This window comes from Streptomyces sp. NPDC088794, assembly GCF_044750545.1.
Lineage (GTDB): Bacteria > Actinomycetota > Actinomycetes > Streptomycetales > Streptomycetaceae > Streptomyces.
The window spans coordinates 469,836-485,712 of the sequence record NZ_JBIVKB010000004.1; the positions used below are offsets into that span (position 1 = coordinate 469,836).

Sequence of the window (15,877 nt, forward strand, 5' to 3'; positions counted from 1 at the left end):
AGAACATCCCGCGCACCGGCGCCCATTCCAGGGCACCCCTTCTCACAGCCGCCCCCGCCTACGCCGGCAAGGCGCCCCGCACAGCCCGTACCAACGCCTGCGCCCGCGGATCCGCCGTCACGCTCGCCCGGAAACCGTTCGTCACATAGCCGAACGCGACGCCCGCGTCCGGGTCGGCGAAGCCGAGGGCGCCGCCTCGGCCGGGGTGACCGAAGGAGGCGGGGGACAGGAGCGGGGAGGCGGCGCCGTGCAGCATGTAGCCGAGGCCGAAGCGGGTGGGTACGACGAGTACGCGGTCCGGGCCCGCGGAGCGTTCCGCGCGGGCCAGTTCCATCGTCTCCGGCGTGAACAGCCGCCTCCCGCCGTCCACTTCACCGATCAGGGACGCGTAGAAACGGGCCAGACCGTCCGCCGTCGCGATGCCGTTGGAGGCGGGGAGCATGGCGGCGCGGTACGCCGGGTCGTTCTCGTCGGGGAGCGGGGTGATCGCGGCGAAGGCGCGGGTGGTGAGGGAGTCGGGGTCCGCGTAGGCCTCGGCGACCGCCCGCTTCGGGCGCGTCTTCAAACCCGCCGGCTCCGGGGGCGGGGGCACCTGCGCGACCCGGCCCACGCGCCCGGTCTCCGACTCCGGCAGCCCCAGCCACAGATCCGCGCCCACCGGACCGGCGATCTCGTCGGCGATCAGCTCGCCCGGCGAACGGCCCGTGATCCGTCGTATCAACTCGCCCGTCAGCCAGCTGTACGTCTGCGCGTGGTACCCGTGGTCCGTGCCCGGCTCCCAGGCCGGTGCCTGGGCCGCGACCGCCTCGCCGCCCAGCACCGGGTCCGCGGCCTGCGCGGGGGTCAGCGGGCGGTCGAGGACCGGGACGCCGGCGCGGTGCGCGAGCAGGTGCCACACCCGCGTCCGCTCCTTGCCGGCCGCCTTGTACTGCGGCCAGTACTCGCCCACCGGCGCGTCCAGGTCCAGCTCTCCGCGCTGGTGCAGCAGCAGGAGTACGGCGGCGGCGACGCCCTTGGTCGCCGAGCGCACGATCTGCGCGGTGGACGGCTGCCAGGGTGCGGTGCCGTCGACGTCCTTCGTGCCGCCCCACAGGTCGACGACCTTGTGCCCGTGCCGATAGACGACGACGGCCGCGCCCCGGTCCCCGAGCACCTCGAAGTTCCGCGCGAACGCCTCCCTGACCGGCTCGAAGCCCTCGGCCACCACGCCGTTCACGTCCACGCCCGTACTCCTCCGGCCTGCGGGTACTTCCTGCTCACCCTTCCTACTTACCCAAGCAGGATCGTTACCTCGATGTTCCCGCGCGTCGCGTTCGAGTACGGGCACACCTCGTGCGCCGCGTCCACCAGCTTGCCGGCGATGTCCGGGTCCAGGACCGGGAGCGAGACGCTGAGGGCGACCGCGAGGCCGTAGCCGCGCTGCTTGTTGGGGCCGATGCCGACCTTCGCGGCGACCGTGGAACCGGTCAGGTCGAAGCCCGAGCGGCGGCCGACCATCACCAGCGCGTTGTGGAAGCAGGAGCTGTAGCCGGCCGCGAAGAGCTGTTCCGGGTTGGTGCCGTTACCGTCGCCGCCCATCTCCGGCGGCATCGCGACCTTCAGCTCGATCTGGCCGTCCTGGCTGGTGACATAGCCGTCCCGACCACCGTGCGCGGTCGCCTCGGCGACGTACATGATCTTCGTCGGACGGGTGTCCACGGCGACGGCGGTGTCCTCCGTCATGGCAGGCCTCCCCCGGGGCGAGTGTGCGTAGTAGCTGACACGTGCATCCGGCCCAAGGTACTGGCCGGTAGGTCAGCTGGTGTTACCAGGGGGTAGCAACCGTCGGTAACCCGAGGTCAGGGCGCCGCCACCGACCGCGGGTCGAAGCCGAACGGCAGCTCCAGGCGGTGCGCCCGCATCAGGTCCTCGTCCGCGAGCACCTCCGCCGTCTTTCCGTCGGCCGCGATGACGCCCTCGCTCAGGATCAGCGCGCGCGGGCACAGCTCGAGGGCGTAGGGCAGGTCGTGCGTGACCATCAGCACCGTGACGTCCAACGAGCGCAGGATGTCGGCGAGTTCGCGGCGGGAGGCCGGGTCGAGGTTGGAGGAGGGCTCGTCCAGGACGAGGATCTCCGGCTCCATGGCGAGCACGGTCGCGACGGCCACCCGGCGGCGCTGGCCGAAGGAGAGGTGGTGCGGGGGGCGGTCGGCGAAGTCGGCCATGCCGACCGACTCCAGGGCCGCACGCACCCGTTCCTCGAGTTCGGGGCCCTTCATGCCGGCCGCCGCGGGGCCGAACGCCACGTCCTCGCGGACCGTCGGCATGAAGAGCTGGTCGTCGGGGTCCTGGAAGACGATGCCGACCCGGCGCCGGATCTCCGCCATGTGCCGCTTGCCGACCGGCAGTCCGGCGACCGTCACCGTCCCGGCGCCGCCCGTGAGGATGCCGTTGAGGTGCAGGACGAGGGTCGTCTTGCCGGCGCCGTTCGGGCCGAGCAGCGCGACCCGTTCGCCGCGTCCGACGGTGAAGTCGACGCCGAACAGGGCCTGATGGCCGTCGGGGTAGGCGTAGGCGAGGCCGGAGACCTCAAGAGAGGCGGGGGAAGCGGTGGTACTCACAGGGTCCATCCCAACACGCAGACGGCCAGGGCCGCGACGGGGAGCGCGAGGGCGTACGACCACTGCGCCCGGGAGGCGGTCACCTCGTCGATGACCGGCATCGAACCGGCGTACCCGCGGCTGATCATCGCCAGGTGCACGCGCTCGCCGCGCTCGTAGGAGCGGATGAACAGCGCGCCCGCCGACTTCGCGAGCACGCCCCACTGCCGGACACCCCGGGCCGCGAACCCCCGGGACTCGCGGGCGATCTTCATCCGCCGCATCTCGTCCGTGATGACATCGCCGTAGCGGATCATGAAGGACGCGATCTGGACGAGCAGCGGCGGGAGCCTCAACCGCTGGAGGCCGAGCAGGAGTTCGCGCAGTTCGGTGGTGGACGCGAGGAGGACGGAGGCGGCGACGCCGAGCGTGCCCTTGGCCAGCACGTTCCACGCGCCCCACAGTCCGTTGACGCTCAACGACAGGCCCAGGACGTCCACCCGCTCGCCCTCCGCCACGAACGGCAGCAGGGCGGCGAACGCGACGAACGGCACCTCGATCAGCAGCCGGCGCAGCAGGAACCCGGCCGGCACGCGCGCGACGTACGCGACGACGCCCAGCAGGACCGCGTACAGGCCGAACGCCCACATCGCCTCGCGCGGAGTGGAGACCACGACCACCACGAAGGCGAGGACGGCGGCGAGCTTGGTGTGCGGCGGCAGCGCGTGCACGGGCGAGTGCCCGTGCCGGTACAGCCGGTGCGCGTGCCCCGCTCCCATGTCAGGCGCTCGTGCTTGCCGTGTTCGTGGGAGTCGCGTCGGGCGTGCGCCGGCGGCGTACCGCCCAGAAGACCGCGCTGCCCGCGACGATGGTCACGCCTACGCCGAGAACGCCCGCCAGCCCCCCGGACAGGCGGGCGTTCGCGACATCCTTGACGCCGTAGTCGGCGAGGGGGGAGTCGGCCGCGGCGTGCTCCTCGACCTTCTTGTCGATGCCCTTGTCGGCGGCGACCTTCTCCAGGCCGTCGGGGTTCGCGGAGGCGTAGAAGCTCACGAACCCGGCGAGGACGAGTGAGGTGACCAGACCGGTGATCCACAGCGCGCGCCGGGAGGTGCGCGCCGCGACGGGCGCCGCGGGCGCCGACTCGGGCGTGGGCACGTCGACGAGCGCGCCGTTCACGCGCAGCTTGAGCTTCTGCTCCAGGCCGCGCGCGCCATATACGAGGTCGGGGCGTACGGCGATCACCGCGCCCACGGTCAGCGCCGTGATCGCCGCCTCGCCGATCCCGATCAGGACGTGCACGCCGATCATGGCGGTCGCGACCTTGCCGATGGCGACGTCCGTGGTGCCGCCGACGGCGTAGAGGAGCGTGAAGGCGACCGCGGCGGCCGGGACCGAGAGGAGCGCGGCGACGAAGGAGGCGACGGTGATCGAGCGCCGCTTGCGGGGCAGTACCTTCACCAGTCCGCGGAACACCGCGTACGCGACGACCGTTGTGACGATCGCCATGTCGGTGATGTTCACGCCGAGCGCGGTCAGGCCGCCGTCCGCGAAGAGAATGCCCTGCATGAGCAGGACGACGGAGACGCAGAGGACCCCTGTGTAGGGGCCGACGAGTATCGCCGCCAGCGCACCGCCGAGCAGATGGCCGCTTGTTCCGGCCGCTACGGGGAAGTTGAGCATCTGTACGGCAAAGATGAACGCGGCCACCAGACCGGCCAGTGGCGCGGTGCGTTCGTCGAGCTCGCGGCGCGCGCCGCGCAGGCTCACGGCGATGGCACCCGCTGCGACGACTCCGGTCACGGCGGAGGTGGGGGCGTTGATGAATCCGTCAGGAACATGCACCGTTCGATAATAGAGGCTTATTGCGAATGCTTTGCAAGAGCTAGAAGCTCCTGCATCGTGCATGTGAGTTGTTCGACGTCAAGGAGCGAGAACAGGAAAATGTGCGACATTGGAGGAGAAGCGGACGCACAGCTTTCACATAGGTTACGCAGCGTTAGGGGTCGCCCGATGTCTGTAGTCGAACAGTACGCGCGAGCCCATATCGTCACGGACGCCGAGATCCCGGACACCGCGACCGTTCCGGTCGTCCTGCGCTACGACCCCGAGGCGGACCCGCGTTCGGTGCGGGTCGATCTGCCGGGGACGGACGAATGGACCTTCTCGCGCGCGCTGCTCGAACAGGGTCTGCGCGCCCCGGCCGGCAGCGGTGAGGTCCGCGTCTGGCCGTGCGGGCGGGTGCAGGCGGTGGTCGAGTTCCACTCGGCGCAGGGCGTCTCGGTGGTGCAGTTCGAGTCGAAGGCCCTGCTGAGGTTCCTGCGGCGCACTTACATGGCCACCACAGAACCCGTACGACGCTGAGTCAGCCGCCCATCCGCAGCAGTGCCGCGACGATCGGTCCCGCCGTGTCGCCGCCGTGGCCGCCCGCCTGGACCACGCCGGCCGCGGCGAGATCGCCGCGGTACGCGGTGAACCAGCCGTTCGGCTTCTCCTGGCCGTCGACCTCCGCGGAGCCCGTCTTGGCACCGTAGTTGGGGCCCAGGCCCGCCATCGCCTTGGCCGCCGTGCCGTACGCGGCCGTGTACTGCATGACGTCCTTCAGCTCGGCCTGCGTCGTCGACGACATCGTCCGCGAGGCCTTCGCCAGCGTGCGGTTGTCCACGCTCGGGGAGACCAGGTACGGCTGGTGGAAGGAGCCGGTCGCCACGGTCGACGCCACCGACGCCATGTTCAGCGGGTTCATCCGCACCCCGCCCTGGCCGATCAGCGAGGCGCCCATCTGCGCGCCGCTCTGCACCGGGACCGCGCCGTCGAAGGTCGGCACACCGATGGCCCAGTTGTTCATGCCGAGTCCGTAGACCTGCTGGGCCTCCTTCGTCAGGTCGCTGTTGGACAGCTTCGGCGCGAAGTTGATGAAGGCGTTGTTGCAGGACGCCCCGAAGCTCATCTTGAACGTGCCCTGCTTGATCTCGGAGTCGGCGTCGTTGTGGAAGGTCCAGCCGGCGAGCTTGTACGTCTTGGGGCAGGGGTGCGAGGAACTCGGCGTGACGAGGTTCTTCTCGAACAGCATCGTCGACGTCACGATCTTCATCGTGGAGCCGGGTGCGAGGGAGCCCTGGAAGGCGACGTTGAAGCCGTGCGAGGTGTTGGCGACGGCCAGGATCTCGCCGGTCGAGGGACGCATGACGACCGCCGACGCCCGCGCCTGCTTGGCGACCTGCTGTTCGGCGGCGGCCTGGAGGGTCGGGCTGAGCGTCGTCTTCACCGAGCCCGGCGTGCCCTTGGCGAGCGTCAGCAGCGTCTTGTCGGACAGCTTGGCCTTCTCGGACGCCTTGCCGCGCACCACGTCCAGCTCGACGCCCGCCTTGCCGCCGGCGATCTTGCCGAACTTCTCCCGCAGCCCGTCCAACACCGGGCCCAGCGACGGGTACTTGGCGGTGGTCAGCTCGCCGCCGTCACGGTCGTAGGCCTTGATCGGCGGGGTCCCGGACTCGCCGGTGACCAGGGTGTCGCCGTCCTTGAGGTCCGGGTGGACGACGGCGGAGGACCAGTCGACCAGCGGTTTGCCGTCCTCCTTGTTCCGCACGACGGTCAGCGAACTCTCGTACGCCAGCGGCTTGCTGGTGCCCTTGTAGGCCACCGTGCCCTTCACGGAGAAGGGGACCTTGTCGCCGGTGCGGACGCCCGGGGTGAGGGTGACGCCCTCGATGTGGGCGTCCTTGGTGTAGCCGGTGAGCAGGGTGGTGGCGGCCGTCGTGTCGTTGGTGACGGCGGCGGCCTGCGGCACCTTGCCCTGCTGCCAGGAGGTGAGGAAACGGGTGGCCGCGGTGGTGACCTCGGTCGCCGACAGCGGACCGGTCTTGACGTCCTTGTGGTCGGCGGACGAGGACGTGTTGGTGGTCCGGTCGTCGGCCGCCGCCCCGCTCCCGTACAGCGCGTAGACGCCGAAACCGGCGCCGCCGACGACCACGGCGATCATCCCGCCGATCACGGCGGGCTTGGTCTTCCGTCGCTCGGCGACGCGCCTTCTGTTGCCCACAGTTCCCGAATCCTCCGCTGATTCCCCAGGGTCCCCTCAGGGTCCCGGCGGACCCAGCCCTCCCACACCCAACTCAACGACGGTAGCCACCCTAGAGTCCCGTCCTGTACGGGTGACTTCAGCCACCACTCCGTAGCACAGCTGCGACAATCGGGCCGGCCGCGTCAATGCCGTGGCCGCCGTCCTGGGTCATGGCCGCGGCCGCCACGTCGCCCCGGTAGCCGGTGAACCAGCTGTTCGACTTGGACTGTCCGTCGACCTCCGCGGAACCGGTCTTCGCGCCGAAGTCCGGACCCAGGCCGGCCATCACGCCGGCCGCGGTGCCGCTGACCGCGGTGCGGTTCATCATCGAGCGCAACTGCTGGACCGTGTTCGCGGACAGGCCCTTGGCGGTGGCCAGTTGGCGGTCGTCGAGCTTCGGGGAGACGATGATCGGCTGCCGGAAGGCGCCCGTCATCGCGGTCGCCGTCACCGACGCCATGTTCAGCGGGCTCATCTGGACCTGGCCCTGGCCGATCATGTTCGCCGCGGTGTCCGGGCCGCCGGAGGCCGGGACCGAGCCGTCGAAGGACGGGATGCCGCTCTTCCAGTTGTCGCGGCCGAGCCCGAAGCGGTCCTCGGCCTCCCTGGTGAGCGAGTCCACCTTCACCTCGTCCGCGTACTTCACGAACGCGGTGTTGCAGGAGCGCGCGAAGCTGTCGGAGAGCGTCGCGTTCTCGTTCGGGGCCATGCCCTTGAGATTGTGGAAGGTCTGGCTCTGCCACACCGCGTCGTCCGGGCAGGGCGCCGGGCCGTTCATGCTCGTGATGCCGTTGTCGATGAGCGTGGCCGCGGTGAGGATCTTCATCGTGGAGCCGGGCGCCAACTGGCCCAGGAACGCGGCGTTGAAGCCGTCCGCGCGGTGGTTGGCGACCGCGAGGACCTCGCCGGTGCTCGGCTTGACGGCCACCACGGACGACTCCGCGTACTTCTTCACCGCGGTCTCGGCCGCCGCCTGCGCGCTCGCCCTCAGCGTGGTCCGCAACTCGCCGGGCTTGCCCTTGGAGAGGGTCAGCAGCGAGGTGTCGGCGGACCCCTCGACGTCGTGATGGATTGACAGCTCGACCCCGGGCGTACCGCCCGCGCTGTCCCCGTACTTGGCGCGCAGCTCGTCGAGGATCGGCCCGAGGGACGGATACTTCTCGGCGGTGAGGACGGTCCCGTCCCGGTCCACGGCCTCGATGGGCGGGTTGGCGGCCTCGCCGGTGACCAGCGTGTCGCCCTTCTTCAACTGCGGATGCAGCACGGACGGCTGCCAGTCGACGAGCGCGCGCCCGGTGGTCTTCCCTCGCACGACGGTCAGTTGACTCTTGTACGCGAGCGGCTTGGACTTCCCCTCGTACGACACCGTGGCCTTGACGGAGTACGGCACGGTGGCGCCGGTCGCGGCGCCCGGCGTGATCTTCACGTGGGTGATGTGCGCGTCGGTGCCGTAGGCGGTCAACAACGGCTCCGCGCCCACGTCGTTGTTCGTGTACGTGGCCGCCTTCGCCCCGTCGCCCTTCTCCCACGCGGCGAAGAACTTGGCCGACGCGTCCTTGACCTCCCCGGCACTGGGCGGCCCGGTCTTCACGGCCCCGGCCCCGGACCCCTCGTCCCCGCTCACCGCGTTGACGATGTTGTACGCCCCGTACCCGGCCCCACCCACCATCACGGCGAACACCCCGCCTATGACGGCGGTCTTGACCCCCCGGCCCATGAAACGTTCCCCTCCCCGTGAGCCCTTCCCCCCGTCCCCAGGATCTTCTGAACACGTTCAGAAAGGGCTGTCCATGCTCGCACTGTATGCGAGGCGGGGGGTTGCTGTGACCCAAGTTTTCGTTTGTTGTCGAAGAGGGGGTGGGGGAACTCGGTGGCTGTCGATGCCACCTCGCCGGTAGCGTCCGGTCTCCCTACCCGCCGTGCCGGCGGTTCCCGGATTCAGAGAGCGACGCACATGACCAGCCGTCGAGCAACCACCACCCTGTGGCGCCCCACCGGCCCCAAGGAGCTGGACCTGGTCCGCGAGCTGAACTGGCGTGCGTGGCCGCCTCGGCTGCCCGAGCAGCCGATCTTCTACCCGGTCCTCGACGAGGACTACGCGATCAAGATCGCGCGGGACTGGAACGTGAAGCACGACGGTGCCGGCTTCGTCACCCGGTTCGAGGTCGACTCGGAGTTCCTGGGCCGGTATCCCGTCCAGCAGGCCGGCGGGCGCACGATCCTCGAGCTCTGGGTTCCGGCCGAGGAACTCGACGACTTCAACGCTCACATCGTCGGCGCGATCCAGGTGGTCCACGAGTTCCGCTGAAGCCCCCGCTCGCCTACACCCACGTATCCAGCCACATCCGCGACCGCCAGTTGTCGATCGGGATCGCCGTGCCCGTGTACAGCGGCCAGAAGTAGATGAAGTTCCACGCGATCAGCAGCACCAGCACCCCCGCACCCGTGGCCCCCGCCACCCGGCGGGTGTCGCTCGAGCCCGGTGGGCCGATGATCGCGCCGAGGAGCATGGCCACCGCCAGGCAGAGGAACGGGACGAAGACGATGGCGTAGAAGAAGAAGATCGTGCGCTCCTGGTACATGAACCAGGGGAGGTAGCCGGCCGCGACGCCGCAGGCGATGGCGCCGGCCCGCCAGTCGCGGCGGAAGAACCAGCGCCACAGGACGTAGGCGAGCGCGAAGCAGGCCGCCCACCAGAGGAGGGGGGTGCCGAGGGCCAGCACCTCGCGGGCGCACTTCTCGCCGGCGTCCGACGGGCAGCCGTCCTTGCCGGGGGAGGGGGACTCGTAGAAGTACGAGACCGGGCGGCCGTCGACCAGCCAGCTCCACGGGTTGGACATGTACGTGTGGGGCGAGGACAGGCCTACGTGGAACTCGTAGACCTCGTGCTCGTAGTGCCACAGGCTGCGCAGCCAGTCGGGCAGGAAGGTCCAGTTGCCGCCCTTGCCGTCGGTGGCGGCCCAGTTGCGGAAGTAGCCGCCGGAGCCGTTCGTGGGGGAGAGGATCCAGCCGATCCAGGACGTCAGGTAGACCGCGATCGCTACCGGGACCGTCGCCAGGAACGTCAGGCCCGTGTCCCTGCGGAGGACCGCCGTGTACGGGTGGCGGGCGCCCGCCACCTTGCGGGAGCCGGCGTCCCAGAGGACGGCCATCACGCAGAACGCGGCCAGGATGTAGAGGGCGTTCCACTTCGTGCCGAGGGCGAGGCCGAGCGTGAGGCCGGCCATCCAGCGCCAGGGGCGCCGGCCGAAGCGGGTCGTCTCCGCGATGTGCGCGTCCGGGCGGGCCCTGCCGTCGGCGTCCAGAGGGAGCGCCGCGGCCAGTTTCTCGCGCGCCCTGTCCCTGTCGATCAGCAGGCAGCCGAACGCGGACAGGACGAAGAACATCAGCACGCCGTCCAGCAGCGACGTGCGGCTCATCACGAACGCCAGGCCGTCCACCGCCATCAGCGCGCCCGCGAGACAGCCGAGGAACGTGGAGCGGAAGAGGCGGCGGCCGATGCGGCAGAGGATGAGGATGGAGAGGGTGCCCAGGAGCGCGGTCATGAAGCGCCAGCCGAACGGGTCGAAGCCGAAGATCAGCTCGCCCAGGCCGATGACGTACTTGCCGACCGGCGGGTGCACCACGTACGCCGCGTCCGCCGGGACGGTGACGTGCCCGTTCGTCGAGAGGATCAGGTCGTTGGCGTTCTTGTCCCAGTTGACCTCGAAGCCGCGGTGGACGAGCGCCCAGGCGTCCTTGGCGTAGTACGTCTCGTCGAATATCACCGCCTTCGGGCTGCCCAGGTTCCAGAACCGCAGCACGCCCGCCATCAGCGTGACCAGCAGCGGGCCGCCCCAGCCGGACCAGCGGGCGATGCGCTCCGCGAGCGCCGGCGGTACGCCGAGCACCTGCCACAGCCGCGGGCTGGGCTGGACGTACGGCGGTACGAGCCGCTCGCGCACGTCGGTTTCTCCGGCCCCCGGCTGGTAGCCGAAACGGCGCAGCCGCTGCTGCCACGAGGGCTGCTGGTCTTGCGGGGGCCTGCCCGGCAGGGTGTCCGTGGAGGACGCGGTACTGGTCACCGCGCCATCGTAGGGAACAGCGCTGTGTGAGTCCCGTGCATGGCCGGATGCGTCCGCATCGGAACGCGGCTGGGAGGATGGACGGCGTGACTGGAATCCTCGTTCTCGCAGGCACCCCCATCGGCGACACCGCGGACGCGCCGCCCCGGCTCGCCGCCGAACTGGCCGGTGCCGACGTCGTCGCCGCCGAGGACACCCGGCGGCTGCGGCGGCTGACCCAGGCACTCGGCGTCACGCCCAAGGGGCGGATCGTGTCGTACTTCGAGGGCAACGAGTCGGCTCGTACGCCCGAACTGGTCGAGGAACTCGTGGGCGGCGCACGGGTGTTGCTCGTCACGGACGCCGGGATGCCGTCGGTGTCCGACCCCGGCTACCGGCTGGTCGCCGCCGCCGTCGAGCAGGACATCCGCGTCACCGCCGTACCGGGACCGTCCGCCGTGCTCACCGCGCTCGCGCTGTCCGGGCTGCCCGTGGACCGGTTCTGCTTCGAGGGGTTCCTGCCCCGGAAGGCGGGCGAGCGGCTGACCCGGCTGCGCGAGGTCGCCGACGAGCGGCGCACCCTCGTCTACTTCGAGGCCCCGCACCGGCTCGACGACACCCTCGCCGCGATGGCCGAGGTGTTCGGCGCCGAGCGGCGGGCCGCCGTCTGCCGGGAGCTGACCAAGACGTACGAGGAGGTCAAGCGGGGCGGACTGGCGGAGCTGGCCGCGTGGGCCGCCGAGGGCGTGCGGGGCGAGATCACCGTCGTCGTCGAGGGCGCGCCCGAGAAGGGACCCGAGGAGCTCGACGCGGCCGAACTGGTGCGCCGGGTGCGGGTGCGCGAGGAGGCGGGGGAGCGGCGCAAGGAGGCCATCGTGGCGGTCGCGGCGGAGGCCGGGCTGCCCAAACGGGAGGTTTTCGACGCGGTTGTGGCTGCGAAGAACGCCGCTTCCGCAAGCTCCTGACGGGGCCTGCGTGACGCGGCTCATACCCGCTCTGAGCAGGGCGCATATCGTCTGAGCGCGCGCCCCACGGGCAGGCAAAGCCAGCAGGGGCGATGGCAAAGTCCGGCCGGTGCGCGAGGCCGGTTTGGCAAGGAAAGTCCAAATCGGCTCCAACACTCGACAGGCCTGCTGCATTCGTGCCGGTGGAGGCGTCCACTGGGTTGTGGGGACGCATCCGTCCCTGTGCCCAGCGGACAAGAGGAGCTGGCATGAGCGAGATCTCAGGACAGAACGGCGGCCGCGGTGCGGCGACCGCGGTGGTCCACGAGTCGTATTCCTTCGCCTGCATGCGCTGTGGGCACGGCTGGGAGCAGTCGTACGAGATAGAGCACCACAAGGACACCGAGGGCCACCAGTACGTCACGTACGTGGCCGGTGGCCGGGTCGTGCCCTCCCCGCTGAGCAGGCCCTCGTGCGTGCAGTGCGACGGCCATGTCGTACGGATCATGCGGCCCGGGCAGGTCTCCTCGGTGCACAAGGCGGCGGCGCACCGTCAGGCGCCGGTGACCGCGCCCCTGGCGGCGCCCGAGGCCGAGATCGCCGAACTGCCCGCGCAGGCCGACGGCGAGCGGCACCACTGGCATCTGTCGGATCTCCTGCACCCGTTCCAGCGCAAGGCGAGCTGAGCGAAATCGGAGCGCGTGACGGCATGCCCCTTTCGTAGGATCGGGGCATGCCTTCCCCTTCTTCCAGCTCTTCCGGCACCTCAGGCAAGAACGCCGCCCCACCGCTCCCGGAACCCCTCCGGGTGCCCGTCGCCGACTCCCACACCCACCTGGACATGCAGTCCGGCACGGTCGAGGAGGGCCTCGCGAAGGCCGCGTCGGTCGGGGTGACGACGGTCGTGCAGGTCGGCTGCGACATCAAGGGCTCGCGGTGGGCCGCCAAGACGGCCGCCGCGTACGAGAACGTCCACGCGACCGTGGCCCTGCACCCCAACGAGGCCCCGCGCATCGTCCACGGCGACCCCGACGGCTGGTCGAGACAGGGCGCCCGCGTACCGGGGGGCGAGGAAGCGCTCGACGAGGCGCTCGCCGAGATCGACCGCCTGGCCGGGCTCCCGCAGGTCAAGGGCGTCGGCGAGACCGGCCTCGACTACTACCGCACCGGGCCCGAGGGCAAGGAGGCGCAGGAGCGCTCGTTCCGCGCCCACATCGAGATCGCCAAACGGCACGGCAAGGCCCTCGTCATCCACGACCGCGAAGCCCACGCGGACGTGCTGCGCATCCTCAAGGAGGAGGGCGCCCCCGAGCGGACCGTCTTCCACTGCTACTCCGGCGACGCCGAGATGGCGGACGTCTGCGCCCGCGCCGGCTACTTCATGTCCTTCGCCGGCAACGTCACCTACAAGAACGCGCAGAACCTGCGGGACGCCGTGGCCGTGGCCCCTCCGGAGCTGCTCCTGGTGGAGACGGACGCGCCCTTCCTGACGCCGGTGCCCCACCGCGGCAGGCCCAACGCCCCGTACCTCATCCCGGTCACCGTGCGCGCGCTGGCCGCCGTGCGCGGCATCGACGAGGACACGCTGGCGACGGCCCTGGCGGCGAACACGGCACGCGCGTTCGGTTACTGAGGCCTTCCGAGGCCCCGAACCGCTCGAACACCACTTTGAGTAGTCGCGTCGCTTTGGAGAGTGACGAATGCTCCGCTAGGTTCTGGGGGCCCTTTCCGGACCCCTCCGGCCACTGGAGCGTGTCGGCGTGAGCAACTCGAAGTACCAGACGTACGAGCCGTACGGCGCTGAGCCGCGCAGTGACCTGCACACCGCGGAGACGCTGGCCTATGGCGTGTACGCGGCGCCGGACACGTACGAGGACAGGCCAAGGGACAGATACGAGGACACGTACCGGCCGGCGTACGAGGCACCCGGGTCGACCGTGCCGGCCGCACCGCTCGGACCGACGCTGCCCCGGCAGGCGGGGCGGGCCGAGCGCCGGCGCAAGGGGCGGTACACCGAGCGCCCGGACAGCGCGGTGCGTCGGCTGCTGCCGCAGGCGCTGGTCGTCGCGTTCCTCGCCGGCGGCACCACCGCCTTCGTCGCCGAGGACAAGGCGATCGAGTTGAGCGTCGACGGCAAGCCGCACATGCTGCACACCTTCGCCGACGACGTCACCGAACTGCTCGCCGAGGAGGGCGTCGACGTCGGCGCGCACGACGTGGTGGCGCCCGCCCCCGGCACGGAACTGACCAGCGGCGACGAGGTCGCGGTGCACTACGGGCGCCCGGTCCGGCTCACCCTCGACGGCCAGCGGCGCGAGGTGTGGACGACGGCACACACGGTCGACGGGGCGCTCAAGCAGCTGGGGGTGCGCGCGGAGGGCGCGTACCTGTCCATCTCGCGCTCCCAGCCCATCGGACGCGCCGGTCTCGAACTCCACGTGCGCACCGAGCGCTCGGTGACCGTCATGGCCGACGGCCGCGCCCGCACCGTCCGCACCAACGCGGCGACCGTCGGCGAGGTCATCGGGGAGTCCGGGATCACCCTGCACGACCAGGACACCACGTCCGTCCCGCAGGACAGCTTCCCGCGCGATGGGCAGACGGTCACCGTGCTGCGGATCACCGGGACGAAGGAGGTCCGCGAGGAGCCGATCCCGTTCGAGGTGCAGCGCACGGAGGACGCCTCGCTGTTCAAGGGCACGGAGGTCGTCGAGCAGGCGGGGGTGCCGGGTCTGCGGCGGGTGACGTACGCCCTGCGCACGGTCAACGGCGTGAAGCAGAAGCCGCGCAGGACCGACGACGAGGTGGTGCGCCGGCCGCGCACGCAGCTCGTGAAGGTCGGCACCAAGCCGCTGCCGACGTCCGTGGGCGGGGCCGACGGCCTCAACTGGAACGGCCTCGCGACCTGCGAGTCCGGCGGCCGCCCGAACGCGGTGGACCCGTCCGGGACGTACGGCGGGCTGTATCAGTTCGACACCCGCACGTGGCAGGGCCTGGGCGGCAGCGGCCGCCCCCAGGACGCCACGGCGGAGGAACAGACGTTCCGGGCGAAGAAGCTGTACGTGAGGCGGGGGTCGAGTCCCTGGCCGCATTGCGGGGCACGCCTGCACGGGTAAGACGGGGGGTGTGGGGGGCTCGCCCCCCCACTAAGGGGCGCGGGGAACTGCGCGACCAGCCACGACGGCGCCGCACCCGAAGAACAGCCCCGTACCCTGGGTGCCGTGAGCACCAACCCCACCCCCGACGCCCTCCTGGGCCCCGCCGAAGTCCGTGAACTCGCGGCCGTCCTCGGCGTAAGGCCCACCAAGCAGCGCGGTCAGAACTTCGTCATCGACGCGAACACCGTCCGCCGTATCGTCCGCACCGCAGACGTCCGCGACGACGACGTCGTGGTCGAGGTCGGCCCGGGGCTCGGCTCGCTCACCCTCGCACTGCTCGAAGTCGCCGACCGCGTCACCGCCGTCGAGATCGACGACGTCCTCGCGTCCGCGCTGCCCGCGACCATCACGGCCCGGATGCCAGAGCGCGCGAACCGCTTCGCCCTGGTCCACTCGGACGCCATGCACATCACCGACCTCCCCGGCCCCCCACCGACGGCACTGGTCGCGAACCTGCCGTACAACGTCGCCGTGCCCGTCCTGCTGCACATGCTCGACACCTTCCCGAGCATCGAGCGCACCCTCGTCATGGTCCAGGCGGAGGTCGCCGACCGGCTCGCCGCCCCGCCCGGTTCGAAGGTGTACGGCGTGCCGTCCGTGAAGGCCAACTGGTACGCCGAGGTCAAGCGCGCCGGCTCCATCGGCCGCAAGGTCTTCTGGCCCGCCCCGAACGTGGACAGCGGCCTGGTCGCCCTCGTGCGCAGGACCGAGCCGGTCAAGACGACGGCCTCCAAGCGCGAGGTCTTCGCGGTGGTCGACGCGGCCTTCGCCCAGCGCCGCAAGACCCTGCGGGCGGCGCTCGCCGGGTGGGCGGGCTCGGCCGCGGCGGCGGAGACGGCGCTGGTGGCGGCGGGGGTGTCTCCGCAGGCCCGCGGGGAGTCGCTGACGGTCGAGGAGTTCGCGCGGATCGCGGAGAACAAGGCGGACGGCGCCGAGAACAAGGTCGACAGCGCCGAGAATCAGGCGGGCAGCGCCGAGAGTCAGGCGGGCAGAGCCGAGAATCAGGCGGGCAGCGCCGAGAGTCAGGCGGGCAGCGCCGAGAGTCAGGCGGGCAGAGCCGAGAGTCAGGCGGGCAGCGCCGAGAATCAAG

14 protein-coding genes and 1 pseudogene are annotated in these 15,877 nt (G+C 70.9%); 7 read left to right on the forward strand and 8 right to left on the reverse strand.

Annotation, left to right across the window (positions count from 1 at the left end):
• Nucleotides 1–58: 58 nt before the first annotated feature.
• The 5 genes from ACIP6U_RS14685 to ACIP6U_RS14705 all read right to left on the reverse strand — a co-directional run bounded on the left by ACIP6U_RS14685 (nt 59) and on the right by ACIP6U_RS14705 (nt 4,424).
• Nucleotides 59–1,222 (reverse strand): serine hydrolase domain-containing protein, encoded by a 1,164-nt coding sequence (locus ACIP6U_RS14685; RefSeq protein WP_401716567.1) that lies wholly within the window; start codon nt 1,220–1,222, stop codon nt 59–61.
• Nucleotides 1,223–1,269: 47 nt separating this feature from the next.
• Entirely contained in the window at nt 1,270–1,722 is a 453-nt protein-coding gene (locus ACIP6U_RS14690) for an organic hydroperoxide resistance protein (RefSeq protein ID WP_401716569.1), read from the reverse strand.
• 116 nt (nt 1,723–1,838) lie between these two features.
• A complete protein-coding gene (locus ACIP6U_RS14695; protein WP_401716571.1) occupies nt 1,839–2,609 on the reverse strand; it encodes an energy-coupling factor ABC transporter ATP-binding protein in 771 nt (256 codons plus the stop codon).
• The gene (cbiQ, locus tag ACIP6U_RS14700) at nt 2,597–3,358 is read right to left on the reverse strand and encodes a cobalt ECF transporter T component CbiQ (protein ID WP_401716573.1); all 762 of its coding nucleotides are present in this window, start codon (nt 3,356–3,358) and stop codon (nt 2,597–2,599) included. Before cbiQ ends, ACIP6U_RS14695 begins: the two co-directional genes overlap by 13 nt.
• Nucleotide 3,359: 1 nt before the next feature.
• Complete coding sequence (locus ACIP6U_RS14705) at nt 3,360–4,424, reverse strand: energy-coupling factor ABC transporter permease (RefSeq protein ID WP_401716576.1); 1,065 nt, start codon at nt 4,422–4,424, stop codon at nt 3,360–3,362.
• A 168-nt stretch (nt 4,425–4,592) separates the two neighbouring features.
• On the opposite strand from ACIP6U_RS14705, the gene ACIP6U_RS14710 reads away from it, so the two are divergent.
• Complete coding sequence (locus tag ACIP6U_RS14710) at nt 4,593–4,943, forward strand: SsgA family sporulation/cell division regulator (RefSeq protein ID WP_401716579.1); 351 nt, start codon at nt 4,593–4,595, stop codon at nt 4,941–4,943.
• Nucleotide 4,944: 1 nt separating this feature from the next.
• On the opposite strand, the gene ACIP6U_RS14715 is transcribed toward ACIP6U_RS14710, so the two are convergent.
• Together ACIP6U_RS14715 and ACIP6U_RS14720 are read right to left on the reverse strand one after the other, a co-directional pair.
• The gene (locus ACIP6U_RS14715) at nt 4,945–6,621 is read right to left on the reverse strand and encodes a penicillin-binding transpeptidase domain-containing protein (protein ID WP_401716581.1); all 1,677 of its coding nucleotides are present in this window, start codon (nt 6,619–6,621) and stop codon (nt 4,945–4,947) included.
• A 118-nt stretch (nt 6,622–6,739) separates the two neighbouring features.
• Nucleotides 6,740–8,359, reverse strand: a complete 1,620-nt coding sequence (locus ACIP6U_RS14720) for a penicillin-binding transpeptidase domain-containing protein (RefSeq protein ID WP_401716584.1) — start codon at nt 8,357–8,359, stop codon at nt 6,740–6,742.
• Between the two features lie 237 nt (nt 8,360–8,596).
• Here ACIP6U_RS14720 and ACIP6U_RS14725 point away from each other — a divergent pair, with 237 nt between their 5' ends.
• Nucleotides 8,597–8,950, forward strand: a complete 354-nt coding sequence (locus tag ACIP6U_RS14725; protein WP_401716587.1) for a hypothetical protein — start codon at nt 8,597–8,599, stop codon at nt 8,948–8,950.
• A 13-nt stretch (nt 8,951–8,963) separates the two neighbouring features.
• Here ACIP6U_RS14725 and ACIP6U_RS14730 read toward each other — a convergent pair whose 3' ends face one another.
• Nucleotides 8,964–10,706 carry a dolichyl-phosphate-mannose--protein mannosyltransferase gene (locus tag ACIP6U_RS14730; protein WP_401716589.1) on the reverse strand — a complete coding sequence of 581 codons (1,743 nt, stop codon included), beginning with the start codon at nt 10,704–10,706 and terminating at the stop codon, nt 8,964–8,966.
• An 86-nt stretch (nt 10,707–10,792) separates the two neighbouring features.
• Between ACIP6U_RS14730 and rsmI the strand changes: the two genes are divergently transcribed.
• The 5 genes and pseudogenes from rsmI to rsmA form a co-directional block, all read left to right on the forward strand.
• Nucleotides 10,793–11,650 (forward strand): 16S rRNA (cytidine(1402)-2'-O)-methyltransferase, encoded by an 858-nt coding sequence (gene rsmI / locus ACIP6U_RS14735; protein WP_401716590.1) that lies wholly within the window; start codon nt 10,793–10,795, stop codon nt 11,648–11,650.
• Nucleotides 11,651–11,898: 248 nt separating this feature from the next.
• The gene (locus ACIP6U_RS14740) at nt 11,899–12,315 is read left to right on the forward strand and encodes a hypothetical protein (protein ID WP_401716591.1); all 417 of its coding nucleotides are present in this window, start codon (nt 11,899–11,901) and stop codon (nt 12,313–12,315) included.
• Nucleotides 12,316–12,362: 47 nt separating this feature from the next.
• Entirely contained in the window at nt 12,363–13,262 is a 900-nt protein-coding gene (locus ACIP6U_RS14745; RefSeq protein WP_401716593.1) for a TatD family hydrolase, read from the forward strand.
• Between the two features lie 127 nt (nt 13,263–13,389).
• On the forward strand, nt 13,390–14,745 hold the full coding sequence (locus tag ACIP6U_RS14750) for a ubiquitin-like domain-containing protein (protein WP_401716595.1): 1,356 nt from the start codon (nt 13,390–13,392) through the stop codon (nt 14,743–14,745).
• A 105-nt stretch (nt 14,746–14,850) separates the two neighbouring features.
• A pseudogene (gene rsmA / locus ACIP6U_RS14755) lies at nt 14,851–15,726 on the forward strand (16S rRNA (adenine(1518)-N(6)/adenine(1519)-N(6))-dimethyltransferase RsmA); the annotation flags it as partial.
• Nucleotides 15,727–15,877: the final 151 nt, after the last annotated feature.

Bases quoted from the DNA above. Each gene is read 5' to 3' on its own strand.
- ACIP6U_RS14725 (WP_401716587.1), top strand. From the start codon at position 8,597: ATGACCAGCCGTCGAGCAACCACCACCCTGTGGCGCCCCACCGGCCCC.
- ACIP6U_RS14695 (WP_401716571.1), bottom strand. From the start codon at position 2,609: ATGGACCCTGTGAGTACCACCGCTTCCCCCGCCTCTCTTGAGGTCTCC.
- cbiQ (WP_401716573.1), bottom strand. From the start codon at position 3,358: ATGGGAGCGGGGCACGCGCACCGGCTGTACCGGCACGGGCACTCGCCC.
- ACIP6U_RS14710 (WP_401716579.1), top strand. From the start codon at position 4,593: ATGTCTGTAGTCGAACAGTACGCGCGAGCCCATATCGTCACGGACGCC.
- ACIP6U_RS14720 (WP_401716584.1), bottom strand. From the start codon at position 8,359: ATGGGCCGGGGGGTCAAGACCGCCGTCATAGGCGGGGTGTTCGCCGTG.
- ACIP6U_RS14745 (WP_401716593.1), top strand. From the start codon at position 12,363: ATGCCTTCCCCTTCTTCCAGCTCTTCCGGCACCTCAGGCAAGAACGCC.
- ACIP6U_RS14740 (WP_401716591.1), top strand. From the start codon at position 11,899: ATGAGCGAGATCTCAGGACAGAACGGCGGCCGCGGTGCGGCGACCGCG.
- ACIP6U_RS14690 (WP_401716569.1), bottom strand. From the start codon at position 1,722: ATGACGGAGGACACCGCCGTCGCCGTGGACACCCGTCCGACGAAGATC.